Source organism: Microcoleus sp. FACHB-672 (assembly GCF_014695725.1).
Lineage (GTDB): Bacteria > Cyanobacteriota > Cyanobacteriia > Cyanobacteriales > Oscillatoriaceae > FACHB-68.
The window spans coordinates 395,860-417,739 of record NZ_JACJOU010000007.1; the positions used below are offsets into that span (position 1 = coordinate 395,860).

16 protein-coding genes, 1 tRNA gene and 1 pseudogene are annotated in these 21,880 nt (G+C 47.4%); 9 read left to right on the forward strand and 9 right to left on the reverse strand.

The features are described 5' to 3' along the window. Positions 1–48 precede the first annotated feature (48 nt). Complete coding sequence (ptsP, locus tag H6F56_RS05295; RefSeq protein ID WP_190665791.1) at positions 49–2,580, reverse strand: phosphoenolpyruvate--protein phosphotransferase; 2,532 nt, start codon at positions 2,578–2,580, stop codon at positions 49–51. A gap of 243 nt (positions 2,581–2,823) precedes the next feature. Between ptsP and H6F56_RS05300 the strand changes: the two genes are divergently transcribed. From H6F56_RS05300 to H6F56_RS05310, 3 genes are all read left to right on the forward strand, one after another. Continuing rightward, complete coding sequence (locus tag H6F56_RS05300; protein ID WP_242031863.1) at positions 2,824–3,993, forward strand: pyridoxal phosphate-dependent aminotransferase; 1,170 nt, start codon at positions 2,824–2,826, stop codon at positions 3,991–3,993. A gap of 480 nt (positions 3,994–4,473) precedes the next feature. Continuing rightward, complete coding sequence (locus tag H6F56_RS05305; protein ID WP_190665792.1) at positions 4,474–4,776, forward strand: NfeD family protein; 303 nt, start codon at positions 4,474–4,476, stop codon at positions 4,774–4,776. Between the two features lie 110 nt (positions 4,777–4,886). Beyond that, positions 4,887–5,105: a hypothetical protein gene (locus tag H6F56_RS05310; RefSeq protein ID WP_190665847.1), complete on the forward strand. Its 219-nt coding sequence runs from the start codon at positions 4,887–4,889 to the stop codon at positions 5,103–5,105. Between the two features lie 140 nt (positions 5,106–5,245). Here the strand turns inward: H6F56_RS05310 and H6F56_RS05315 are convergent, their stop codons facing one another. After that, a complete protein-coding gene (locus H6F56_RS05315; RefSeq protein WP_190665793.1) occupies positions 5,246–5,881 on the reverse strand; it encodes a methyltransferase domain-containing protein in 636 nt (211 codons plus the stop codon). A 653-nt stretch (positions 5,882–6,534) separates the two neighbouring features. Between H6F56_RS05315 and H6F56_RS05320 the strand changes: the two genes are divergently transcribed. After that, the gene (locus H6F56_RS05320; RefSeq protein ID WP_190665794.1) at positions 6,535–6,744 is read left to right on the forward strand and encodes an RNA-binding S4 domain-containing protein; all 210 of its coding nucleotides are present in this window, start codon (positions 6,535–6,537) and stop codon (positions 6,742–6,744) included. 265 nt (positions 6,745–7,009) lie between these two features. Here H6F56_RS05320 and H6F56_RS05325 read toward each other — a convergent pair whose 3' ends face one another. The 3 genes from H6F56_RS05325 to H6F56_RS05335 form a co-directional block, all read right to left on the reverse strand. Beyond that, positions 7,010–9,979, reverse strand: coding sequence for an EAL domain-containing protein (locus H6F56_RS05325; protein WP_199312582.1), 2,970 nt, complete (start codon positions 9,977–9,979; stop codon positions 7,010–7,012). Between the two features lie 254 nt (positions 9,980–10,233). Continuing rightward, complete coding sequence (locus H6F56_RS05330) at positions 10,234–12,378, reverse strand: ATPase domain-containing protein (protein WP_190665795.1); 2,145 nt, start codon at positions 12,376–12,378, stop codon at positions 10,234–10,236. 3 nt (positions 12,379–12,381) lie between these two features. Further along, positions 12,382–12,801, reverse strand: a complete 420-nt coding sequence (locus H6F56_RS05335; RefSeq protein ID WP_190665796.1) for a hypothetical protein — start codon at positions 12,799–12,801, stop codon at positions 12,382–12,384. Positions 12,802–13,527: 726 nt separating this feature from the next. Here H6F56_RS05335 and H6F56_RS05340 point away from each other — a divergent pair. Continuing rightward, positions 13,528–13,692, forward strand: a complete 165-nt coding sequence (locus H6F56_RS05340) for a hypothetical protein (protein ID WP_190665797.1) — start codon at positions 13,528–13,530, stop codon at positions 13,690–13,692. 173 nt (positions 13,693–13,865) lie between these two features. Here H6F56_RS05340 and H6F56_RS05345 read toward each other — a convergent pair. The 3 genes from H6F56_RS05345 to H6F56_RS05355 all read right to left on the reverse strand — a co-directional run bounded on the left by H6F56_RS05345 (position 13,866) and on the right by H6F56_RS05355 (position 15,572). Next, positions 13,866–13,937, reverse strand: a tRNA-Lys gene (locus tag H6F56_RS05345). Continuing rightward, positions 13,928–14,767, reverse strand: coding sequence for an alpha/beta fold hydrolase (locus H6F56_RS05350; protein WP_190665798.1), 840 nt, complete (start codon positions 14,765–14,767; stop codon positions 13,928–13,930). Before H6F56_RS05350 ends, H6F56_RS05345 begins: the two co-directional genes overlap by 10 nt. A gap of 82 nt (positions 14,768–14,849) precedes the next feature. Further along, positions 14,850–15,572, reverse strand: coding sequence for a lysophospholipid acyltransferase family protein (locus H6F56_RS05355; RefSeq protein ID WP_190665799.1), 723 nt, complete (start codon positions 15,570–15,572; stop codon positions 14,850–14,852). A 759-nt stretch (positions 15,573–16,331) separates the two neighbouring features. Here H6F56_RS05355 and metG point away from each other — a divergent pair. The 4 genes and pseudogenes from metG to lptC all read left to right on the forward strand — a co-directional run. Next, positions 16,332–17,799 (forward strand): annotated as a pseudogene (gene metG / locus H6F56_RS05360) (methionine--tRNA ligase); the annotation flags it as partial. A gap of 53 nt (positions 17,800–17,852) precedes the next feature. Next, a complete protein-coding gene (locus tag H6F56_RS26125; RefSeq protein ID WP_242031875.1) occupies positions 17,853–18,479 on the forward strand; it encodes a CAAD domain-containing protein in 627 nt (208 codons plus the stop codon). 134 nt (positions 18,480–18,613) lie between these two features. After that, on the forward strand, positions 18,614–19,222 hold the full coding sequence (locus tag H6F56_RS05365) for an NYN domain-containing protein (protein WP_190665801.1): 609 nt from the start codon (positions 18,614–18,616) through the stop codon (positions 19,220–19,222). Next, entirely contained in the window at positions 19,203–20,408 is a 1,206-nt protein-coding gene (gene lptC / locus H6F56_RS05370) for an LPS export ABC transporter periplasmic protein LptC (protein ID WP_190665802.1), read from the forward strand. Before H6F56_RS05365 ends, lptC begins: the two co-directional genes overlap by 20 nt. Before the next feature lie 105 nt (positions 20,409–20,513). Here lptC and H6F56_RS05375 read toward each other — a convergent pair whose 3' ends face one another. Beyond that, on the reverse strand, positions 20,514–21,815 hold the full coding sequence (locus H6F56_RS05375; protein WP_190665803.1) for a D-alanyl-D-alanine carboxypeptidase: 1,302 nt from the start codon (positions 21,813–21,815) through the stop codon (positions 20,514–20,516). Positions 21,816–21,880 lie beyond the last annotated feature (65 nt).

The window sequence follows — 21,880 nt, forward strand, 5'->3', positions numbered from 1 at the left end:
CCGCAATAGCTGGGATGAAAGCAGTTTACTCCTGAGAGGAGCTACTCGTCAAAGTTGCTGTGGCGGACTACTAGCTAATTTCCTCTCATCACAATGAATTAGCCCTGCCAACTGACCGGCAACATAATCTCTAACTGCCGGCGCAGAATTCAACCGCAACACCTCACCGGCGATCGCTTGTGCCTCCCCCATCGTTAAACGTGAAATCGCTGCCTTAACGGCAGAGATTACCGGCACACTCACACTCAACTCATCTACCCCCAATCCCAACAAAATTGGCACCGCCAAGGAAGATGACGCCAACTCACCGCATACCCCCACCCAAATGCCGGCATGACGCGCCGCTGCAATTGTTTGTGCGATCATCCGCAACACTGCCGGCTCAAAAGCATCTGCAAGCCTTGCCACCTTGGGATTTGTGCGATCCGCTGCCATAACATACTGGCTCAAATCATTGGTGCCAATACTGAAAAAATCCACCTCTACAGCCAGTTGATCCGCCATCACCACTGCCGCCGGCACTTCCACCATTATTCCTACTTCCATCGCTTGATTAAACGGAATGCCGGCAGATCGCAACTGTGCCGCAGCGGTGGCTAAAATCTCCTTAGCCGCTTGGATTTCCCGCACACAGCTAATCATGGGAAACATCACCTTGATGGGATGCCGGTGACTCACCCGCAAAATTGCTCGTAACTGAGTTATCAGCAAATCCGGATAATCTAACAGCAAACGAATTCCCCGCCATCCCAAAAAAGGATTGGCTTCTTGCCCTAAATCTAAATAAGACACCGGCTTATCCCCGCCAATATCCAGCGTGCGAATAATCAGAGGATGGGGCGCTAAACTCTCTGCAATTGCCTCATATACCCGCACTTGCTCCTCCTCAGTCGGAGCGCTCGCTTTATCCAAATAAAGAAACTCGCTTCGCAATAATCCCACTCCCTCAGCACCGGCAGCAATAGCGCTTTTGGCATCAGGAAGCCCACAAACATTTGCCATCACCCGGATCTGATGCCCGTCGCGGGTAACTGCCGGCTGCTGTGCCACCGCTGCCAATTCCCGCCCTAGCGCCTCCAGACTCTCCCGTTTTCCTTGCAATTCCCCCAACAGATCCGCGTCAGGTTCCACCCAAATCTGTCCCGTTTCCCCATCCAAAGCAATCACCGTGCCATTTTCCAAGCGCAACAACTGTGCATCTACACCCATCACAGCCGGAATGCCTAGAGATCGTGCCAAAATCGCACTGTGAGAAGTTGTACTGCCATAAACAGTACAAATACCTAACACTTGAGTTAAATCTAACTGTGCGGTTTCCGAAGGACTTAAATCAGTTGCGATTAGAATTGCCGGCGCTTTCAAATCAATGGCTGTAGATACCTCGCCGGCAAGCAATCTCAAAACGCGCCGGCTCACATCTGTCACATCCGCCGCTCTTGCCTGTAAATAATTGTCTTCCAGGGTTTCGTAAGCCGCCACTATCTCATCAATTGCAGCTTTCCACGCAGCCGCAGCACTCAAATTTCCCTCAAAAATGCCCTTTCGCGTCGCTGCTAAAATTGCTGGATCTTCCAAGCACAGTAGATGCGCGTCAAAAATTGCTGCCTTCGCTTCCCCCGCTTGCGCGGCTGCCTTTTGGCGGAGAATTTGAATTTGAGTACGAGCGGTTTGAATGGCTGTTTGTAACTGCTGCCATTCGCTTTCAGGATTTTCTGCGTACTGCGTCTGTATTTCCGGAACCGTAGCGTGGTATAAAATAACCGGCCCGATGGCAATGCCTTTTGATGCCGGTATGCCCGAAAGTGCGCCCGATCGCACAATGTTGGGCGTTGAAACTTGTTTTGGCTGATGAACTTCCTCACCAAAATTCGCTTCAACCAGGGCTTGCAGGGCTGCCAACGCATCTGTTGCATCCGATCCATCTGCCGAGATTGCAATCATTTGTCCTTGGCGCACGCTTAACGTGATCACCTGATTGATACTCTTGGCATTCACCGGCATCCTCGATGCAGTCACATTTCGCACCGTGATCTCAGACTCGAACCGGCAAGCTGTGGCAACGAATTTCGCAGCAGGGCGGGCGTGCAAACCCATCTGATTTTTAACCGTAAGCTGCACTTCACTCTGTTGATGCTTTACCTCATCTGTCGCAATCTCTGAGTGACTGATTTCAATTGATAACTGCGCCGCCTTTGCTCCTAGCGCCCCCCGCGCTTCAGCCATGACTTCTTCAATATCCGCGCCGGCAGATGCCTGAATCATTGCCGCAATCGTTCCCTCAACCAACGGCGCTTCGCACAGTTTAACTTTAGATCTGCGCTCTTCTGGCAGAAATTCCAAAGCCATTTCTGCACTCATCACCGCACTGCCCAGATCCATCAAAACCACAACGCCACTGTCACTATAAACAGACTCTATTGCCTGATAAACTTGCATCACATCCGTGCCAAAGGGATTTTCCGCATCATCCATGCCGGCGGCTATGGCACTTTTCACATCCCCTTGAACCATTTGTAGCGCCAGTTCCCGCACTCCCTCTGCCAGCTTTGCACTGTGAGACACAATCACAATTCCAACCATTGTTCATGCCTTTTTAAAGGAATCGCTTAAATCTGACATCGTCACCTCATTTTTAAGCAGCCCAAAAGAGTGCCGGTGAGTTCAATTCTCTAAAGAAAACTTTCTTGATTAGCCCAAAAATGAATACCCAGACGAGAAAGTTATCCCAATTGTAGGGGAAAAATGCCCTTGAACCGGCACCCACTTTCTGCCACGATTGGCTAGCGCTGTGTGCGCTTTCTCTATTTATCCCTTTAAACGTTGATGTACTTTGAAAATCCTCGAATGCAGGCTGTGCAGTCACCCATTATTCCCGTTGTGGGAGAACTCATTCGCGCTTATCCCGGAACGATTTCTTTGGGACAGGGTGTGGTCTATTACGGGCCGCCGGCTGCCGCTTTCGAGCAAATTCCTCAATTTCTGGCCGATCCAGACAACCATAAATACAAACCTGTCGCAGGAATTCCCCAGTTAGTTGATGCGATTGCCGCCAAACTCAAGGGTGAAAATGACATTGACATTAATGCTCAATGCTGCATTGTTGTTACTGCCGGCAGCAATATGGGATTTATGAATGCAATTCTCGCTATTACATCTCCCGGCGATGAAATTATTATTCAAACGCCCTATTATTTTAACCATGAAATGGCGATTACAATGGCAAGCTGCGTGCCGGTGCCGGTTGCAACGGATAACAATTATCAATTGCGTTTAGATGCGATTGAGCAAGCGATTACAGAGAAAACCCGTGCTATTGTTACCATTTCACCTAACAATCCCACAGGAGCGGTGTATCCTCCAGAAGCGCTGCGTGCTGTGAATGAAATTTGCTGCCGGCATGGTATTTATCACATCAGTGATGAAGCGTATGAATATTTCACATATAATGGCGTCAAGCATTTTTCTCCCGGCTCTATTCCCAAAAGCAATGCCCATACGATTTCGCTTTACTCACTCTCTAAAGCTTATGGGTTTGCTTCGTGGCGCATTGGTTATATGGTAATCCCAGAACATTTACTGATTGCAGTTAAAAAAATTCAAGATACGATCTTGATCTGTCCGCCGGTTGTTTCCCAGTACGCGGCTGTGGGAGTGTTGCAAATCGGAGCCGACTACTGTTATGAAAAGCTCCGTACTATTACTGAAGTTCGAGAAACTGTTCTGGCAAAACTCAGCATTATCTCTGATGTATGCAGCGTGCCACCTGCTGATGGTGCTTTCTATTTTCTGCTCAAAATTCACACTCAGCAGAATGATATTGAGTTAGTCGAACGTTTAATTCGCGAACATGGTGTGGCGGTGATTCCAGGTACAACGTTTGGCATAAAGGATGGGTGCTATTTACGGGTTGCCTACGGTGCCTTGCAACAGGAAACTGCATCCGAAGGCATTACACGCTTGGTGTGTGGGTTGCAAGCGATTTTAAGTACCTAAAGCTGTAGAAACTGAACTGCCGGCGTCGAGCATGAAAGCACTAGAAATGCTAGACCTTCAGCCTCAACAATTAGGGGGTGCCAGTTGGCAAACTGTCCATTCTTTTTGTAGCGCTAACTTCCATCGGCAACCTTAGAAGATATAGCCTGTCTGGATGTGTCTCTGGGTAAAATTGACTGCCGCCTGAACGTTTTTCACCGACTTGGCTTGTGGCACAGTAACGATCCTTCAGTTCTTCAAAGTTTTATATATTAAAAGGGTCGAGTTAAAGCACCGCCGAATCCAATTTCTAGCCTTCTTGAATAGAGTTAAAAGGAGTAATTCAAAAGCCGTAGAATTGAATAAAATCAATAAAACTCTACAGCCTTTGAAAAAGTCTTTTAACTTGAATGAGCTAGGAATTTCCAGGAAACCGATTTGACAGGAAAAATTCACTCACTTTCTCCGTAAAACTACCAACCTTCAATCAGGGCACAGAAAATGTTTAACCTTTCTAAGTTATTCGCTCCAAATCCCCAAGATACAGACTCCAACTCCGGGCTAGATACAGTAGATTCTTCCAATTCTGATATCAGCAATTTCTTGGGTTCAGCCGGCGCGGAAGCCACCGTTGATGAAGTAATCGAAGGCCCCGGTAAGAAAAAAGGACGAGTGTATTTTCAAGGAACTTGGTGGCCGGCTGTGTGTACACTGGAAGCCGTTTTAAATCCTGGAGAAGTTGTTAAGGTTGTTGGCATTGATCGCATCACTCTGCTAGTTGAACCCTTCGGTGACAATGAATAGTCTTCTGGTTAGCCGGCTTAAAGTCATCAAAAATAGATTCTTACCTAAGACTGATGTCCGGTTCACCAATAAACCTAATACTTGTGAGAGAACTTGAGCAGGTGGCAAAAATGGTTTTTAACCCACAGAACGATTCCGGCTTTCTCACGCCGGATGCGGGACCCGATACTTCTCGCGCTAGCTACTCCGATGCGCTAAATCTTGACCGGAATGATTCTAGTCACGATGATGAAAATGTAGATGTTCCGGTTCCTGAAGGTTCAGGAACCGCCGACAATCCAAACGTTGTTGATCGTCAGATTAATATTATCAATCGCAGCGCCGGCTGAGAGATGAATTCATCACGCCCCACTTTTTTGTAGAGTTTGTAAGGCCGGCATTGATTGCTTAACTTTGCACCAAATTTTAATCGTGTTACGATTTCTGATTTTTAAATAAACCGTTCACCGCAACTGCGCTATAGAACCGTTTATCTTAAGTGATCTGGGATAGTTTCAGGCACAACCCAGTAGTAAAGAACGTGCTTGCGCTCCCTATTTTCAACAATTACGACCCGATCCGGTTTCCAGTCACCCATATCAAAGCTGTGAGACACAATGCGAGTGCCTGGTTTGAGTTCTTTAAGCAACTTAGGGCGAAGCTTCAAATTTACACTGCGAAGCAGGTAAAGCGTCACAACGGTTGCCTTACTTAAGTCAGCCGTAAACAAGTCTTGTTGTAAAAACTGAACCCGATCTGTTACGCCAGCTTTTTGGGCGTTATTAAAAGCTTCTTGAATTAGTTTCGGATTAATATCAATTCCAACGCCTTGGGTGCCCAATTTTTGGGCTGCTGTAATCACGATCCGCCCATCGCCACTACCAAGATCGTAGAGGATATCATTGCCTGTGACCCCCGCAACGTTAAGCATTTCTTCTACAACCTTAGAAGGGGTTGGCACATAAGGCACATCAGAGAGCTTTTCTTGAGGTTGAATAACGGGTGCGGCATTCTGAACTTGAAACTGTTCAGCCGCAACTTTTAGTTGTTGAGTATGTGCAGCTCCCCCTAAGCCGATAACACTGCTCAAGGCAACTATCGAAAGCAGTATTTGTTGTAAGTGCATAGGAAATTTTATCCTTATAAAGAGGGAGCTGGACTCTCGAACAAACGGTTTCGTGTGACTTAGCAGAAGTCAGCGTGCATTAATGCGATCACCGGCAAGATTTGAGTGCGATTAAAATCACAATAATACTATGAAGCCGGTCACACTCCTATACTCCTTTAGTCACTAGACAGCATTTTTTTTTGGTATAGAATACCCTGTATGGGTGAAAGTTTTAAGGTCTTTTAGGAGTGCATCGAAATGACTACAACAACAACCAAAACTACAACCACAACCCCAATATTGCGCCAAAACCCTTTTACCACTTATCGCGACCCCAAAACGGGTCGCTGGGTGGTTGTCACGCCTCCCAAGTGAGGCCGGCAATCCATTATTAATCATTCTGGTGCTACAGCTGAGTCGGCTAAATTTAACCACAGCAAGCAAGCTGTACATTATAAGCCAGACAATATAGATGTTTCCTAGCCGCCGGCATCACAAAAGAGCCGGCGGTATTTCTCTTGGGTGGGTCACCCCTCAGCATAGGCGGCTGATTTTGATAGTATTCGACTGCTTGTACCAGTTGTTGTAGAAAAGACTAACGGTAGGTTAGAGCGCCTCACTTTCTATTAAAATTAGAAAGAATACAATTATGGCTTAGCTCAACACAAATTATGCCGAAAAATGAGAATATAATTAGGCTCAATCAGTTTTTAAAATGGCAAGGAATCGTGGATACAGGCGGGCAAGCAAAGCTAATGATTCAAGGCGGAGAAGTTTTAGTCAACGGCATCCTTGAAACCAGACGTGGCAGGCAATTAGTATCAGGTGATCGCGTTACCGTTGGGGGCGAAACTTTTGAAGTTGATTTAAATAATGCTTGATACTTTATAATAATTTTGTGCCAACAGCGAGTTATTGAACCCTTAAATTATTCCGGGACAGCTTTTAATCTTAAACGGATAAAACCACAGATAAACAAATAGTGTCGATCACATGACCCGCAAGGAAATTCAGTGATTGGCGGGATTTGAAGCTGAGGCGGAAGCCTAAAACTAAGTTAATTTATCTGTATTTATCTGTGCTTAGAAATAAACCTTTAGCCAGGAAGGTAGAGACGAAAAGCACCTTCCCTTACTGGATAAAGCCCTAGATTGACAAAGTAAGAGACACGCGCTTAGCCTCTAGCGGCTTAGAGAAAAAATATCCTTGCCCAAACTCGCATTGCAGTGCTTTTAACTGAGTTAATTGCTCCAGTGTTTCCACGCCTTCTGCGATCGCATTCATTCCTAGATTTTTTGCTAGGACTACAATCGTCCGTACAATCTCCAAGCTTTCATCATCCACCATCATCTGCTTCACAAAAGAGCGGTCAATTTTCAAAGTATCAATCGGAAAGCGGCGTAAATAACTCAAAGATGAATAGCCGGTGCCGAAGTCGTCCATATATAGTTGAACACCCAACTTTCTTAATTTCCAGAGCATCGCGGATGCAGATTCAACATTTTCCATAATCGCGCTTTCAGTAATTTCTAACTTCAAATTGCTGGCATCCAAATCCGCTTCCTTAAGAATATTAGCGATTTGTTCCACTAAATTTGGTTGAGAAAACTGTTTCCCCGAAAGATTCACGCTGACACTCAAAGGTCGATGATTTGGAAATTGTAACTGCCAAGCGCGAAGTTGGTAGCAAGCTTTGCGGAGTACCCCCCAGCCAATCAAATTAATCAGTCCGGTTTCTTCAGCTAAGGGGATAAATTCACCTGGAGAAATGACGCCCCGATCTGGATGTTGCCAACGCACTAGGGCTTCAAAACCAGTAATTTGCTCAGTTGCTAAAGATACGATAGGCTGATAGTAAACTTCAAATTCCTGACGCTCAATCGCTCGTCGCAAATCGGTTTCTAATTGCAACAAAGCCACCGCACGCGCGTGCATATTTTTATCAAAAACTTCATGACGTGCTTTCCCCAGTGCTTTCGCCCGATACATCGCAATATCAGCATCGCGCAGGATATCTTCAGGCTGGTTATAACCTGTTGAACTCAAGGCAATGCCAATGCTGACTGTGGTAAAGACTTCATCTGTATCTAACTTCAGCGGCAGGGTTAATTCCTTATGGATGCGCTCAGCAACATGGATAGCCTCACCAACCCCTTTAATATCTTCCAGCAAAATAGCAAATTCATCCCCCCCCAAACGTGCAACCGTATCGCCACTTCGCAGACTTGCCTCTAATCTTTTAGCGCTCTCTATGAGCATCTTGTCGCCGGCAAGATGTCCTAAACTGTCGTTAACATTTTTAAAGCGATCCAGATCCAAGAAAAGAACGGCAAATAAATAATTTTCAGATCGTTTGGCACGCTCAAAGGCGCGCTCTAGGCGTTCCATAAACAAGGCGCGGTTAGGCAAATTCGTAAGCGCATCGTAAAATGCGTTGTGCAGCAGTTGTTCTTCAACTTGCTTGCGCTCAGTAATATCTGTTTGAATCCCGACGAAATGAGTTAAAGTGCCGCCAGCGTCATAAATCGGTGAAATATGCAACTCATTCCAGAACCGGCAGCCATCCTTGCGGTAGTTGCGTAAGACGACGCTAGTGCTTTTTCCTTCTTTTAAAGCAGCACGCATTTCCTCTAAAGCCGGCTGATTGTTGTCATTTCCTTGCAAAAACCGGCAGTTGCGTCCAATCACTTCTGCGCCACTGTAACCCGTGATCCGCTCGAAGGCAGGATTAACATAGATAACGGGTAAATCAGGCAATCTAGCATCAACGATGACAATGCCATTACTGCTAGCGGCGATGGCACGATCACGCAGTCGTGAAATTTCCTCGGCTTGTTGACGCTCTGTGACATCGCGAATCACGAGTACCCAGTTACTCGCTTGAGAACCGGCTTTCACGCTCAGGGGTTGCGCCACGATTTCAAACACTGAGCGCGTTACACCCTCTAGCACCACTTCATGACAGCTAATTTCTTTGGGATTTGGCTGTAGCAGTACCTCCAGCGATTGTGTTCCTAAGTGAGTCAGTGCGTCCCCAACGCTCTGGGTTGTCAGCAGCGCCAGGTATTTGCGAGCAGTTGGGTTAGCCAAAACGATACGTCTGCCGGCATCCAACAGCAACACGCCTTCAGGTAAATTTTCTACTAAACTTTCTAAATGTTGTTGCTCAACCGCCAAGAGTGTTCGCAAGCGCTGAATCGAGAGGGAAGCTTGAGTGGCAACCGTGTACAGCAATCTGACTTGATCTTCGGTGAATGCGCCTTCGGCTTGTGCGCCAACAAAGAGCAACCCCACGACTTCGTTATTATCGGCATCGATGATCGGGACTTGGAAAGACGAACCCAAAGCACTCAGGGGTTTTCGTGTGGCATCAAATGTGTCTGAGTGCAGCGTGATGATGGCGCATGATTGTTCTTCTCCTTGGGTTTTGTTCCCCCTCATGCGGGTAAAGGTTTTGAACAAACGCTTTTGAATCTGCTCATGAATCGCCGGCTCGATCTGGCAAGTTGGTTGCATGAAAAAATGGCACGAGTCGTCGGCGCTCAAGATGCTCGCTGAAATGTCATGTGGCACCGCGCGGTAAAGGTGCGCTAGCATTCGACGAACCAATTCTTCGTAGTTAAGGGTGTAAGCCAGTTGCCGGGAAAGCTCGTAGAGCACCTCGAACTTCCGTGCTCGCTTTTCGGCTATTTCTATCTGTAGAGCTTGCTCTTCTATTTCTGTGAGCAACTGCTGCCGGGTGATGGCGCAATCGATGGAATGAATCAGCTCAGCTCCATTGAAGGGGTACGGGAGAATACAAGCTTGAGTATCAATTTCACTTGAGTTGAGGAAGTTTTGTCCCTCATTTTTTTCTGTAAGCATAATAATCGGTATTTTTAAAGTGTGAGCGTGAGTTGTGAGCCGGTAGCTCAATTCCCACATAGTTGGCAAACAGAGATCCAGCAAAATTACGTCAATGCCGCCTTTCGCTAAACGCTGTATCCCTATTTCTACCTGATGAATGTCCAGCAGCTCGACGTAAACCGCAGCAAAATTGGCTAAAGTATTTTTTATGAAACTGGCATTTTCCAAGTTATCTATAATGACTAAGACGTTGAGAGGCGGATCTTTCATCTCATAGCCCCCGCTAGCATTTTGTGATTTTAATTAAATTTTAATATTTAATTAAATGTTTGTTATAGGTGGATTCTGCTTGACGAGCTGAACCGTGTCAACGTCTCTAAATATTTTTAGTATTGCTCGACACAGTAAAATAAAACAAGCGTGTATACCCTGAGCTAAAGAGTGGGAGAGCGCTAGAGTCTGTGGCGTCGGCTCCGTGAGAGGGCAAAGGGTTATCTCGTTCGTGTCGCCCCCTCTTGAGTTTTCTATTTGTCACCATAAAAGTTTTCCTGCACCACCACTCCCTTGCCGGCGCGGATATTGTAAGGAAAGGGACGGGTATCGGCGATCGTGCCTCTCGCTTTACGCACTTGCAGCGCCCGAAAGCCCTGTCCTGCCTGACCCATTTCGCCCCAGTTCGGGATATAAACATCCAAGACGGTATCGTAACTGTTGAGCAGGCTATAGAGGACGTTCTCATCCAGAGTTTTGATGAGGATTGTATCGAGCAACGCTACATCCAGCCGGCGCAACAGGCGGTTTTTACGTTCGATAAAGCTAATGAAATCGTTAATTTTGTACTGAATGGCTAGGGGGGTAAGAGAGTCGATGATCAACCGGCACGGTTTAGGGATCAAACGCAGATGCTGCTCGATATCGTAAAGAAAGCGATCCATATCTGTAAGATCAATAAAGTCTTCACCGGCAGTTGCATGGGTGTCTAAAATCCGCAAATGTCCTGACTCTAGGTAGGAATCGATATTGCTGCCGAAAACTTCCATTTGTGGGCGCAGCAGATAAGCCGGTGCATCGGTGGTGAGATAAAGCACGCTTTCCCCCAATTTCAGCCCTTCCATCGCAAATTGCTGGGTGAGAGTGGTTTTGCCCACGCCCTGATCCCCACGCACCAACCAAGCAGAACCGTACAGGATGCCTGCCGGCACAATTGCTTTTAAGGGAGAAAATGTCAGTGCCTGGGGTGCTTTTGTCTCGCTTGCCGTCGCCTCCATTGTTGAGAGGAAAAAAACTTCTAAACCTTGTTTTCTAATTTCCATGCGGTGACGACCGGCAACGTGATCGCTGGCACGCATCTTGTAAACTTCGAGATAGCGTTTGCGCTGCAAACCAATGATTTCTGTTGAGAGGATAATTGTGCCATCGAGAACCGTTTCTTCTACACCAAAACGCGATAGCCGGTGAGCGTCGCCGGCAGGAATATTAGAAATTAGCAAACCTACTGCACCAGCACGTTGTACCAGAGTTGCCACTTGGAAGGTTTTCTCTCGCTGCACTCCCAAGTCTTTGACTTTATGCAGGAACACCGAAAAAGAATCCATCACGATGCGAGCCGGTTGAAAATTCTCAACTTCCTGCACCATCAACTCTAAATGTTCTTCTACCCGAATATCAGTCTGAGCAATAAATACAATGCGTAATAAACCCTTGGCTTCCAACTCTTGCGAATTCCAGCCGAAACCTTGGGCAATTTGGTGCAGACGAGCGGCAGTTTCTTCAAAAGAAATGATCAGCCCCTTTTCTCCCTGTTGAGCGCCATGAATCAAGAACTGCAAAGCTAGAGTTGTCTTGCCGGTTCCAGAAACGCCAGAGAGCAGGATAGAGCGCCCGCCGGGGATACCGCCTCGCAAAATAGCGTCTAATCCCGCAATGCCGGTGGAAATTTCCTGCTTTTCCGCTTCTAGCCCTGTTTCTCGGCGCTTGAGTGAGAGCATCGAACTCAGAACGCGCACCCCATCCTCTGTGATGAGAAAGGGACACGGCACCATTTCACTCGCCCGACCCCGCAATTTATATACCTGTAAGAACCGGCTCTGTTCCCCTTCCTGAAGCGCAATGTTTAAATAGAGAATTCCATCGGCAACGGCAAATTCAGCCCCTTCCGCAATGTCAGAGCGGTCATATTCTCCTAATAGAAAAGCAGTACATCGCGCACTTGCTAGCCGCACCGAAAGATCATAGCAAAAGCGGCGAAACTCGCTAACATCTGTTGATAAATCGCGAATTGCTTTAAAAGAATCAATTGCGAGAACTTGTGGCTGGTGCTTTTCAACTAAGTTGAGAATATGATCGGCTAATTCAGCGAGGGAATGTTGACGGATAAACGGCCCAATATCTTGATAGATTACTCGCTCACCGAACACTTCTGCGTCAAAAAAGCTGAAGCACTGCATATAGCGCACCACTTTTAACGTCGGTTCCGAAAGCGTGGTGAGATAAAGTGCTTTGTCGGCACTATTCGTGCGGATGTGGTTAAAGAGCATTTGCTGAACCAGGATGGTTTTTCCCGTTCCTGGTTGGCCGGCTACAATATTCAGCGAATAAACAGGGATGCCTCCACCCATGACTGTGTCTAAATTGGGCACACCTGTGGGCACCAGTTTGATGTTGCTCATGGTCTAGCTCTTATCAAGTTTTTGTTTGAACTGCTGCACCAGGGGTTCCACCTTGCCTAAGAGGATTTCTCCGGTTAGGTCGATTAGTAGAGCCATCACGTTATCTGTAAACGCCATAAGTCCCGTCCGGACTGCGGTGCGCTCTAAGGCATCTAAGGTTGTGTTCAACCCATCCAGGCTAATCCCACTGCTATGGATCTCGATGGGTTGCAACAGCGCGTGATCGCGACTGGCTTCTAAGAGGGCACTACGGAACACAGCAACACAGGCAGTTTCGCCAATGAGCGAGTTGATGCGTTCCCACAGCCGGTCTAGAAGCTCACTGAAAATTTCTAGGATTTCTTGCTTGCCGGCTTGTGCCATCTCCGCTTGCATTTGGCGGAGTGCTGCTTCGTGCTTACCTTGTTCAGTGGATTCGGTCATGTCCACCCTTCTTATGGCTGACAATATACGCTAATTTATTACAAATTTTTATCGAATCTGTTTGGCTGAGCAGAGATCGACCTCAGTTTTACCCAGCACAATTTATTGTTTTATATTCTAGCATTGAGTTACGTTCAGGCAAAGTTTGACTTTTCTGGTTCTCGTGGGAAGCTGTTGTCTCCGCGACGATCCCTTCTGGTTTCTTGCAAAAAGTTAATAATTATTTTTAATAATTTATATTACGTTTGAAATTTAATTTAATTGTTCATTTTCTTGATAATTTACTGGGAATCTCAAATTTATCTGTTGTCAGAAGTTTTAGGATTTGTGTAGCAAGGTTTTGACAATGAAACTGTACCTTCCGTCTGCTCGCTCTTATGAAATGATCCTTTCTCTGGATGAGCTGCGTAATCTGCTCGGGAAATATTATTATGAGGGATCAACGTAATTCATGCCGACATCAGATATTTGTGAATATCTAGTCATCATAAATTTTAGTAAAATGCTAGGGTATTTTTAACAAAAATCAGGACTTAATTGAGCTGATCTTTAATTCCTGTGATTGTTTTTCTAAAAAGCTAGCTGGAGTTAAGGATGCGTTGGTAAAATAGAAGGGTAGAAGCGCTCACCGGCACCTAGCACTTTAGTAAACGAGATGATAGTTTTCTCGGAGTGAAGGTTTGAGCGTCAAAACAGATTAGATCACATTGTTAAGGTGACAGCGCTATGTTTTTACTGTTCTTCGTTTTTACTGTCCTGTTGGTGATTTCTGCAACCCCGCTTTTAGGACTTTTTGACTTTGACTGGTCTCTGCCATTGATGCTCGGCTTGTTCGTTGCTTTCTTTATTGCCGGCTGGGCGCTATTTATTGCCTATCCGCTATTTTCATAAAATAGATGTGGAACCATGAGAAAGATTAGTCATTTTAAACACACAGTTTTAGACAAAATCTTTTCTCAAATAATTCTTGATTAAAATTTACCAATCATCAATTATAGGGTGCGTGACTGACATACCCTACTCAGTTAGAGATGAAAACCGGCTACGGAAAGAATGGTGAGAAATGGGTCACGAAGGGCTCGAACCTTCAACCACCGGATTAAGAGTCCGCTGCTCTACCATTGAGCTAGTGACCCACCGAGTTACTTATGATAGCAGATTCTGCTGCCGGTTCAACCTCTGGGACTTCTATAAATTTTTGACTTCGCAAAATTTTGTAGAGGTCAACCTCGGTTTCCAGCAGGCAAGCGTGTCCGCTGTCAGAAAGCACAACCATCTTAGCATTGGGAAAGCAGTTCACCAGACGTTTTGCTTCCGAAACAGAAGGCAGCAGCCGATCAGCAGCACCGGCAATCACCAACACCGGCACAGAGATCCCAGCCAGTTCTTCTTCGGTAATCTGAAACTCTCTTAATAACGACAACCGCCAGACACTGGTTTTTTGTGGCACTAAGTGCAGCGTCGTCACCATTTCTTCCAGCACATCGGGTTCAATGCGATCATAGGCGGTTAAAAAAGGCACCAGCCCTATTGACGAAACCGGATAGATGCCGGCAGGCAACCAGTTAACCAAATGCGATCCATAATTCAGCCAAGCTTGCCGCCGAAACGAAGAAGCCGGATTGATCAAAATCAGCCGATCAACCAGATGGGGAGCTCGCTGCATCACCTTTAGCGCTAAACAGCCGCCAAAGGACTCCCCACATAAATAAACAGGCTGCCGTTGTCCTGATTTGGGTTCTGCCGCAATCAACTCCACCACTTGATCGGCCAATTCGTCCCAATTCGTTAGATCAGCCGGCGAAATTGCCAGAGATCGGATATCAAAAGCCACCTCTAAATAACCCAACTGTGTGCGTAACAGCTGGCCGGTGCCATCCATTCCCGGCAGGAAAACGAACAGTGGATGGTCGGGTTTCGGTGGTTTTGGCGTCAGGAAACAAGGACGGCTATTAACTACAGACATGATAATCGTTCAAATCTAATAGGGTCATCGGTCGCCGGTCATTTGCCTCCCTGACAAATGACACAGGACGTTTAACAAAAACTTAGTAGCACCCTTGGTGAAGTAAATCCGCAATCTCTCTGTGTGTGTGACCGAGCAAGTCATCAACCACTGTTTTTGCCTTTTTGCCTTGGTAGCTTTCTCGCTGACTTGCAGTAATCCAAAACGGACGCCCGATTAAAACGTTGACCCGCTTATAAATTACCATAGGGTGCCAGCCCTCTTGCTGGAATGCCGGCTCAGTTGGATCAAATAAACTCAAGAGCTTCACCGGCACCCAGGGAACAATGATTTCTTCGCAGGAAGCGATTGCCACCGGCAGCACGACTAAATCCTGCACCTTTGCTCGCAAAGCCAAATGGGCAAAGCCGCGATGAAACTCCGCCATGCCTCCAGGCTGGGTGCTTCGTACCATCGTTTGGGCACCTTCGGGAAACAACCCAACCATTTGCCGCGCTTGCAATAGTCCCGTTGCTTGTTGGAAAAATGCTTGCTGCCGGTGTGCCGGTGCCTCTAGGGCAAACGCCCCGAACTGATTCACTAGGTCGCGCAACACCGGCACTTGAGCCATATAGTGATGACACGCAAACCGAATTGATTGCCCTACCCCTGCCATCAGCACCGGCGCATCCATAAAGCTGCGATGATTGCTCACCACAAGCGCAGGACTGCCACTGGGAATGCGATCCTCATGGTAAACAAACATTCGCGTGCCGGTTGCTGTCAGCAGCGATTGAGATATACGCAATGGGCTATCTAAAGACATACCTGAGAACCCGGAATACAAGCCAAGGATTTAACATCTGCTCTAATTTAACTTAACATTCCTTTACGGGCCTTAATCTCCACCTTAAGGTAGGCATCCCAACCCCTTACAGGCCAAGCTCCCTCTGTACCAGATTGGCATCTTTTTCACACACCCCATTCATAAATTGATAAGCAATGCGGTGAAAGAGCGAGAGTGCGAGGAAGGAACCGAGGCAGTAGAAGCAGACAGAAATTGGGGTTGCTTGTGAGCGATAGAGCAATGGGAAAAGACACATATCCCCTAAAAATTCAGCTTATGCACGGTTTAGTACAGAGCCGGCAACCGCTTTAGTGTTAGATAACTTTTGAATGCTTGTGGGAATACTTATAGCAGCCTGTCGGTAAAACCTGAATATTTAACAGGATGAAAAAATATATCGTTTCACCCGTCTGCCGCGACCTTTGCCTACCAACTCGCCTCTGGCGAATGCAAACTTAATGCAAAAGCTAAACATTGAACCCTTGAGCTTATTACTAGGCAATCTTCAATTCTTGTGAGTGCTGACTTTTAATCTATTTAAGATTTATTGACCTATTATGGGTTAAGTCTACAATTGAGGAAGGAAATACTGATACATTTGTCACAGCCTTGTACTGCGGCTTTCTGCCAATCTACGGCTGAGTCAACCTCCTCAGGAAAATCACAACCCAATAAAGGCTCCAAGCCCCTCATAGATGAATACTCATCAAGGAATGAGGGTTGTTTTAGGCAATTACTATGAACGATACCGATACAAGTAAAACCACATTTGCTCTGACAACCCCTCTGTACTATGTCAACGATTTGCCACACATTGGCAGCGCCTACACAACGATCGCAGCGGATGCGTTAGCGCGGTTTCAACGTTTGCGGGGCAAGCCGGTGCTGTTGATTACCGGCACAGACGAACACGGGCAAAAAATTGAGCGCACAGCAGAAGCAGCAGGACGTCCTCCCCAAGAATACTGCGATGAGATCGCAGCAGGATTTGAAGCGCTTTGGCAAAAACTTGACATTTACTATGATCGCTTCACCCGCACTACAGCCAAGCGCCACGAAGCCATCGTCAAGGAATTTTTTGGGCGCGTCTGGGACAAAGGAGACATCTACCTGGGCCAGCAAAAAGGCTGGTACTGCGTTCCCTGCGAAGAATTTAAAGAAGAGCGGGATCTGCTAGAAGGACACCGCTGTGCGATTCACACCAACAAGGAAGCCGAGTGGCGCGATGAGCAGAACTACTTCTTCCGCCTCTCTAAATATCAAACTCAACTCGAAACCCTCTATCAAGAGCGCCCAGATTTTATTCAGCCAGATAGCCGGCGCAATGAAGTGCTGAGCTTTGTAGAGCGGGGACTGCAAGACTTTTCCATCTCTCGCGTCAATCTGGACTGGGGGTTCCCGGTGCCGGTTGATCCCAGCCACACCCTTTATGTGTGGTTTGACGCCTTGCTGGGGTATGTGACAGCGCTGCTAGAGCCAGATGAGGAACCGACTTTGGAGAACGCCCTCTCCTCTTGGTGGCCCATTAACCTGCACCTCATTGGTAAAGACATTCTGCGATTCCATGCGGTTTACTGGCCGGCCATGTTAATGTCAGCACAACTGCCTGTGCCCGGTTGTGTCTTTGGCCACGGCTTTTTAACAAAAGATGGCCGTAAGATGGGGAAAAGTCAGGGCAATACCATTGATCCCATTGCCCTCGTCAACCGCTATGGTTCCGACGCAGTCCGCTACTACTTCTTAAAGGAGATTGAATTTGGCCAAGATGGCGATTTTAACGAAACTCGGTTTATTAATAATCTCAATGCGGACTTGGCCAATGACTTGGGCAATTTGCTCAACCGGACAATAGGGATGGCTCGTAAATACTGCAACGCCTGTGTGCCAAACGTTGCCGGTGAGAGCGTTTCCAACGATAACCCCCTCAAAGCGATTGGGTTAACTTTGGGGGATAAAGTAACGAGTGCTTACGAATCCTTGTCCTTTAGTCAAGGCTGCGAAGCAATCTTAACCCTCGTTAGGGCCTGCAACAAGTATATTGATGAGCAGGCACCTTGGACGCTATATAAACAGGGACAGCACGAGGCTGTTGGGCAAGTACTCTACAGCGTTTTAGAGTCTGTGCGACTTGCTGCATATCTCCTGTCGCCGGTTATTCCCAATATCAGCAATGATATTTACCGGCAGTTGGGTTTTGAGCTGGATTTGAAAGTTCAGCAGCCAATCAAAGTGTCATCTCCTGGGGTGCAACCCGCACTAATGGGAGCCGACAGCAGCGAAGTGGCAGTTAAAGCCCAAACACCCCCAACAACCGTCAATCTAGCATTCGCGTCTCGCGGATTGGAGCCATCTCAACCAAAACCCCCCTCCTTTGACGAGGAGACAGTTTGGATAAAAGTGCTCCAGCCATTTTTAAAAGCGCCTACTTATTTGGGTGAGTTTTTCAACGAGTATAAAGGACCTGTGGTGACAGGTGCGGGCGTGCTAGTCGCACTTGTTATGGGCAATGTAATTGTTGAACTGATTGAAGGCATTAATGATATCCCTTTAATAGCTCCTGCTTTGGAACTGATCGGTATAGGATACACGAGTTGGTTTATTTACCGCTACGGAACCTCTACAGCCGGTCGCCAAGCCTTTTATCAGGAGTTTAAAGCGCTTAAGGAACAATTTGTGGGTGCGAGTTCTCTCTCACCGGCAAGCGACTCCCAACCATTAGCGCTCACAACTCAAAGTTCTCAACCAGCTCCAGACGCCCAAGAAACGGCAGTTGCAGCGCCTTATCGCACCCACGCTTGCTGGGGAACCTTGCCGGCTAACCAGCCGCTGGGCGAACCTAAGCCGGTGTTTCAGCGCTTGGAGCCGGTCGAATCCATTTCTTCCTAACGCTCGCCAACACAGGCGACACAGTGCCGGTGCCTGAGCCATCAGGTTTCTATCCTGATGGCAAGGAAACTTAGAGCTAAAACGTTAGGAATGGCTGTATCAATTTTTTCATAACAAACCGAGGTATAACAATCATGTTGAGTACACCAGAAAACAGCGATTTATTCACACCAGAACAAGTTTTAGAAAATAGAGGCCGAGTCGCCATTTTTATTGATGGCTCGAATTTGTTTTACGCCGCTCTGCAGTTGGGAATTGAAATTGATTACACCAAGTTGCTCTGCCGGTTAACAGCAGGATCTCGGTTACTGCGGTCTTTTTTCTACACCGGCGTTGATCCCACCAATGAAAAACAACAGGGATTTTTGCTGTGGATGCGCCGCAATGGCTACCGCGTGATCTCGAAAGAGCTGGTGCAACTCCCAGATGGTTCTAAAAAAGCCAATTTGGATGTCGAAATCGCGGTTGATATGATGGCTTTGGTGGGCGCTTATGACACTGCTGTTTTAGTCAGTGGAGATGGGGATCTCGCTTATGCAGTGGACGCTGTGAGCTATCGCGGTGTCCGTGTGGAAGTGGTGAGCCTGCGCTCAATGACGAGCGACAGTTTGATCAATGTTGCGGATCGCTACATTGATTTAGAAGGAATCAAAGAAGATATCCAAAAAACGCCACGTCACACCAACTATACTTACCGCCCGCTGTCTGGAATTAGTATGCTGGATGAGCAACAAGGAAGATAGTAAAAAGCTGTTAAGCAAAAAAAGTAAAAAGTCGAAGCAAGAGGAAAAAGTCGTTACTTTCTTTGGTCTTTTGTCTTTGGCCTTTTTACTTTTCTTAGGGGCTTGCGGCCAGCAAAAAAGCCCGGTTGCTCAGCCATCTCCAAATCGCCCGAAAGAATTAGATGGCACCTTAATTCTTAACGCTAGCACCCTGGAACAAGCTGATGAAAAGGGCCGGCTGAAGTGGAAAGTTAAGTCCACTCAAGCTCAATACAGCCAAGATCAGAAAACCGCTCAGGTTAAAAATCCTGACGGGGAACTGTATCAAGATGGCAGCTTGGTTTTCCGCATCCAGGGCAACTCTGGAGAGGTGCAGCAGGATGGCAAGAAGATATTTCTCAGGAAAAATATTATCGCCACCGATACCCGAACTGGAGCCGTGTTGCGTGGGGATGAGCTGGAGTGGCTTCCTGATCAGGATCTTTTAATTGTCCGCAACAATCTCACCGGCACCCATCAAGAATTGGACGCATCTGCCAAAGAAGGGCGGATGTTCAGTCGGGCGCGTCGCATCGAATTAACGGGACAAGTGGTCGCAACGACAAAAGAGCCGGTGTTGCAATTGCGAACCGAACACCTAATTTGGGAGATGGATAAGCAATTGGTGCTCGCAGATCGTCCGATTGAGATTGATCGCTATCTAGAAAACAACGTTACAGATAGGGCTACCGCAGATCAAGGCGAGGTGGATTTAAAAACTAAAGTTGCCACGCTCAAACAAAATGCTTTAGTGACGCTGTTAGAACCGGCTATGCAAGTCGCCAGCGACTCTCTCAGTTGGAACTTAGAAACCGATATCGTCAACTCAGACCGGCCTGTGAAGGTGGTGCATCTTCAAGAGCAATTAATCTTTACCAGTGACACAGGTAAACTTGACATAAAAAAAGAGATGTGCTATCTAGATGGCAATGTTCAGGGATTTGAGCAGCGTCGGCAGTCCCAACTGAGAGCGGATCAAGCAACTTGGAATCTTGCCACGCAAGGAATTGAAGCTCAAGGCAATGTCATTTATCGCCAACTCGATCCAGAGTTTACCGTCGCCGGCACCAAAGCCGTTGGGAAATTAAATGACCAAACAGTCACCGTAACCAATCAAGGCGGGCCGGTGGTTACGGAGATTATTCCCCAGCAGGGGAGAAGGGAGTAAGGAGTGCTGAGTCCTGAGTCTTGAGTGGGAGAGGGGGAGAGGGGGAGAAAAGTAGTGATTACCCATGCCCCATGCCCCATGCCCCATGCCCCATGCCCCATGCCCCTATCCTCCCAATAGAACTTCGTTACGGTTAGCGGCACCGGCACTGCTGAAATCAGGATTAATCGGGTGCTTTGTTGTAATCCCTGCAACTGGGGTTAAGGGGATTCCCCACTGCTGTTGGAGGCGCTGTAGCAGCTTATCTTGTTGGGTGCGGAAACCATCAACATCTGCACCGCGATTGATAATGGCAAAATAAAGAATCCCGTGAGTGCGTGTAGGAAGGACACCGGCAAGAGCACTAACATCCCAAAGTGTGCCGGTTTTCACCACAGATGCTGGCGGGATGTGCCGGTAGTCCAGGGTGCCACCATCTTGCCCCGATACAGGAAACAGATCAGCAATCGTCAAATGAGACGGTTGCAGATAACGTTGAATCGCCATAAACATGGCACAGGCGGCTCTGGGGGAAACGCGATTTTCTTGTCCGAGTCCGGAACCATTAACGAGCTGAATTTCTTCTGGGGGCACACCGGCAGCTTTTGCGGCGCGTTCTTTCACAACGTTTGCTCCCCCAACTCCATCGGCTAACATCTGAGCCATTTCATTGTTACTGTAAATGTTCATCTGCCTCAAGATTTCAGCCAGGGAAAGCGAACGGTGTCGCAGTACAGGGGTGCCGCCGGCTTTGCCAATTTTAACCGTGCCGGCAATCTCAACTTTTGGCTTAGGGGTTCCCGGTGGCAAGCTGGAAAACACAAATTCTGCATCCTCTTCCCAAAGGCTGGGGTCGAGTGCTTGCTTGAAATGCTCCCCGCTTGTCGTGGGATCGGGTTCAGCATTCATCGAAAAGTTGCGAGTAATCACTACATTGCCCGTCACCCGCTTGATTCCCATCTTGTTGAGAGCGTTCCCCACGGCGAAAGCTTCCTCCCAGACAAAGAAAGGATCACTGTCGCCGGCAATTACCAAGTCTCCTTGCAAAACCCCATCCTTAACCGGCCCAGTCGCGTTCACAAACGTCTCAAACTGATGAGCATGACCCCACTTTTCCAGCGCGGCTAGAGACGTGGCAATCTTCGTCAGAGAGGCAGCGGGGAGAGGAACCGTCCCCTGGTTGCTGGCTAGCAATGTTGAAGCCGATTGAATCCATACACCTTGAGTATCTTTAACGATTCCCTTTGCCACCAAAGATTGTAGGTATTGCTTGAGTGTGGCGTCCGTTGCCGGTTCGGGATCGCCGGCAATCACAAATCCAGGAATGCCTGGGCCGGCTACTAGCGAGAAGGCATCTAGCCCAGGTGTTTGGACTCCTGCCATATCCAGCCACACAGATAGCAAACCTGAACTCAATAACGTCAGCATTCCTCAGATCCCCTTACAAAACTTAAACTCGATTACACTCACAAAGCACTAAATCTCGTGAGTGT

Bases quoted from the DNA above. Each gene is read 5' to 3' on its own strand.
- H6F56_RS05300 (WP_242031863.1), top strand. From the start codon at position 2,824: ATGTACTTTGAAAATCCTCGAATGCAGGCTGTGCAGTCACCCATTATT.
- H6F56_RS05325 (WP_199312582.1), bottom strand. From the start codon at position 9,979: ATGAAAGATCCGCCTCTCAACGTCTTAGTCATTATAGATAACTTGGAA.
- H6F56_RS05350 (WP_190665798.1), bottom strand. From the start codon at position 14,767: ATGTCTGTAGTTAATAGCCGTCCTTGTTTCCTGACGCCAAAACCACCG.
- H6F56_RS05375 (WP_190665803.1), bottom strand. From the start codon at position 21,815: ATGCTGACGTTATTGAGTTCAGGTTTGCTATCTGTGTGGCTGGATATG.
- ptsP (WP_190665791.1), bottom strand. From the start codon at position 2,580: ATGGTTGGAATTGTGATTGTGTCTCACAGTGCAAAGCTGGCAGAGGGA.
- H6F56_RS05355 (WP_190665799.1), bottom strand. From the start codon at position 15,572: ATGTCTTTAGATAGCCCATTGCGTATATCTCAATCGCTGCTGACAGCA.
- H6F56_RS05305 (WP_190665792.1), top strand. From the start codon at position 4,474: ATGTTTAACCTTTCTAAGTTATTCGCTCCAAATCCCCAAGATACAGAC.
- H6F56_RS05320 (WP_190665794.1), top strand. From the start codon at position 6,535: ATGCCGAAAAATGAGAATATAATTAGGCTCAATCAGTTTTTAAAATGG.
- H6F56_RS05335 (WP_190665796.1), bottom strand. From the start codon at position 12,801: ATGACCGAATCCACTGAACAAGGTAAGCACGAAGCAGCACTCCGCCAA.
- H6F56_RS05310 (WP_190665847.1), top strand. From the start codon at position 4,887: ATGGTTTTTAACCCACAGAACGATTCCGGCTTTCTCACGCCGGATGCG.
- H6F56_RS26125 (WP_242031875.1), top strand. From the start codon at position 17,853: ATGGGAGCCGACAGCAGCGAAGTGGCAGTTAAAGCCCAAACACCCCCA.
- H6F56_RS05340 (WP_190665797.1), top strand. From the start codon at position 13,528: ATGTTTTTACTGTTCTTCGTTTTTACTGTCCTGTTGGTGATTTCTGCA.
- H6F56_RS05330 (WP_190665795.1), bottom strand. From the start codon at position 12,378: ATGAGCAACATCAAACTGGTGCCCACAGGTGTGCCCAATTTAGACACA.
- H6F56_RS05315 (WP_190665793.1), bottom strand. From the start codon at position 5,881: ATGCACTTACAACAAATACTGCTTTCGATAGTTGCCTTGAGCAGTGTT.
- H6F56_RS05365 (WP_190665801.1), top strand. From the start codon at position 18,614: ATGTTGAGTACACCAGAAAACAGCGATTTATTCACACCAGAACAAGTT.
- lptC (WP_190665802.1), top strand. From the start codon at position 19,203: ATGAGCAACAAGGAAGATAGTAAAAAGCTGTTAAGCAAAAAAAGTAAA.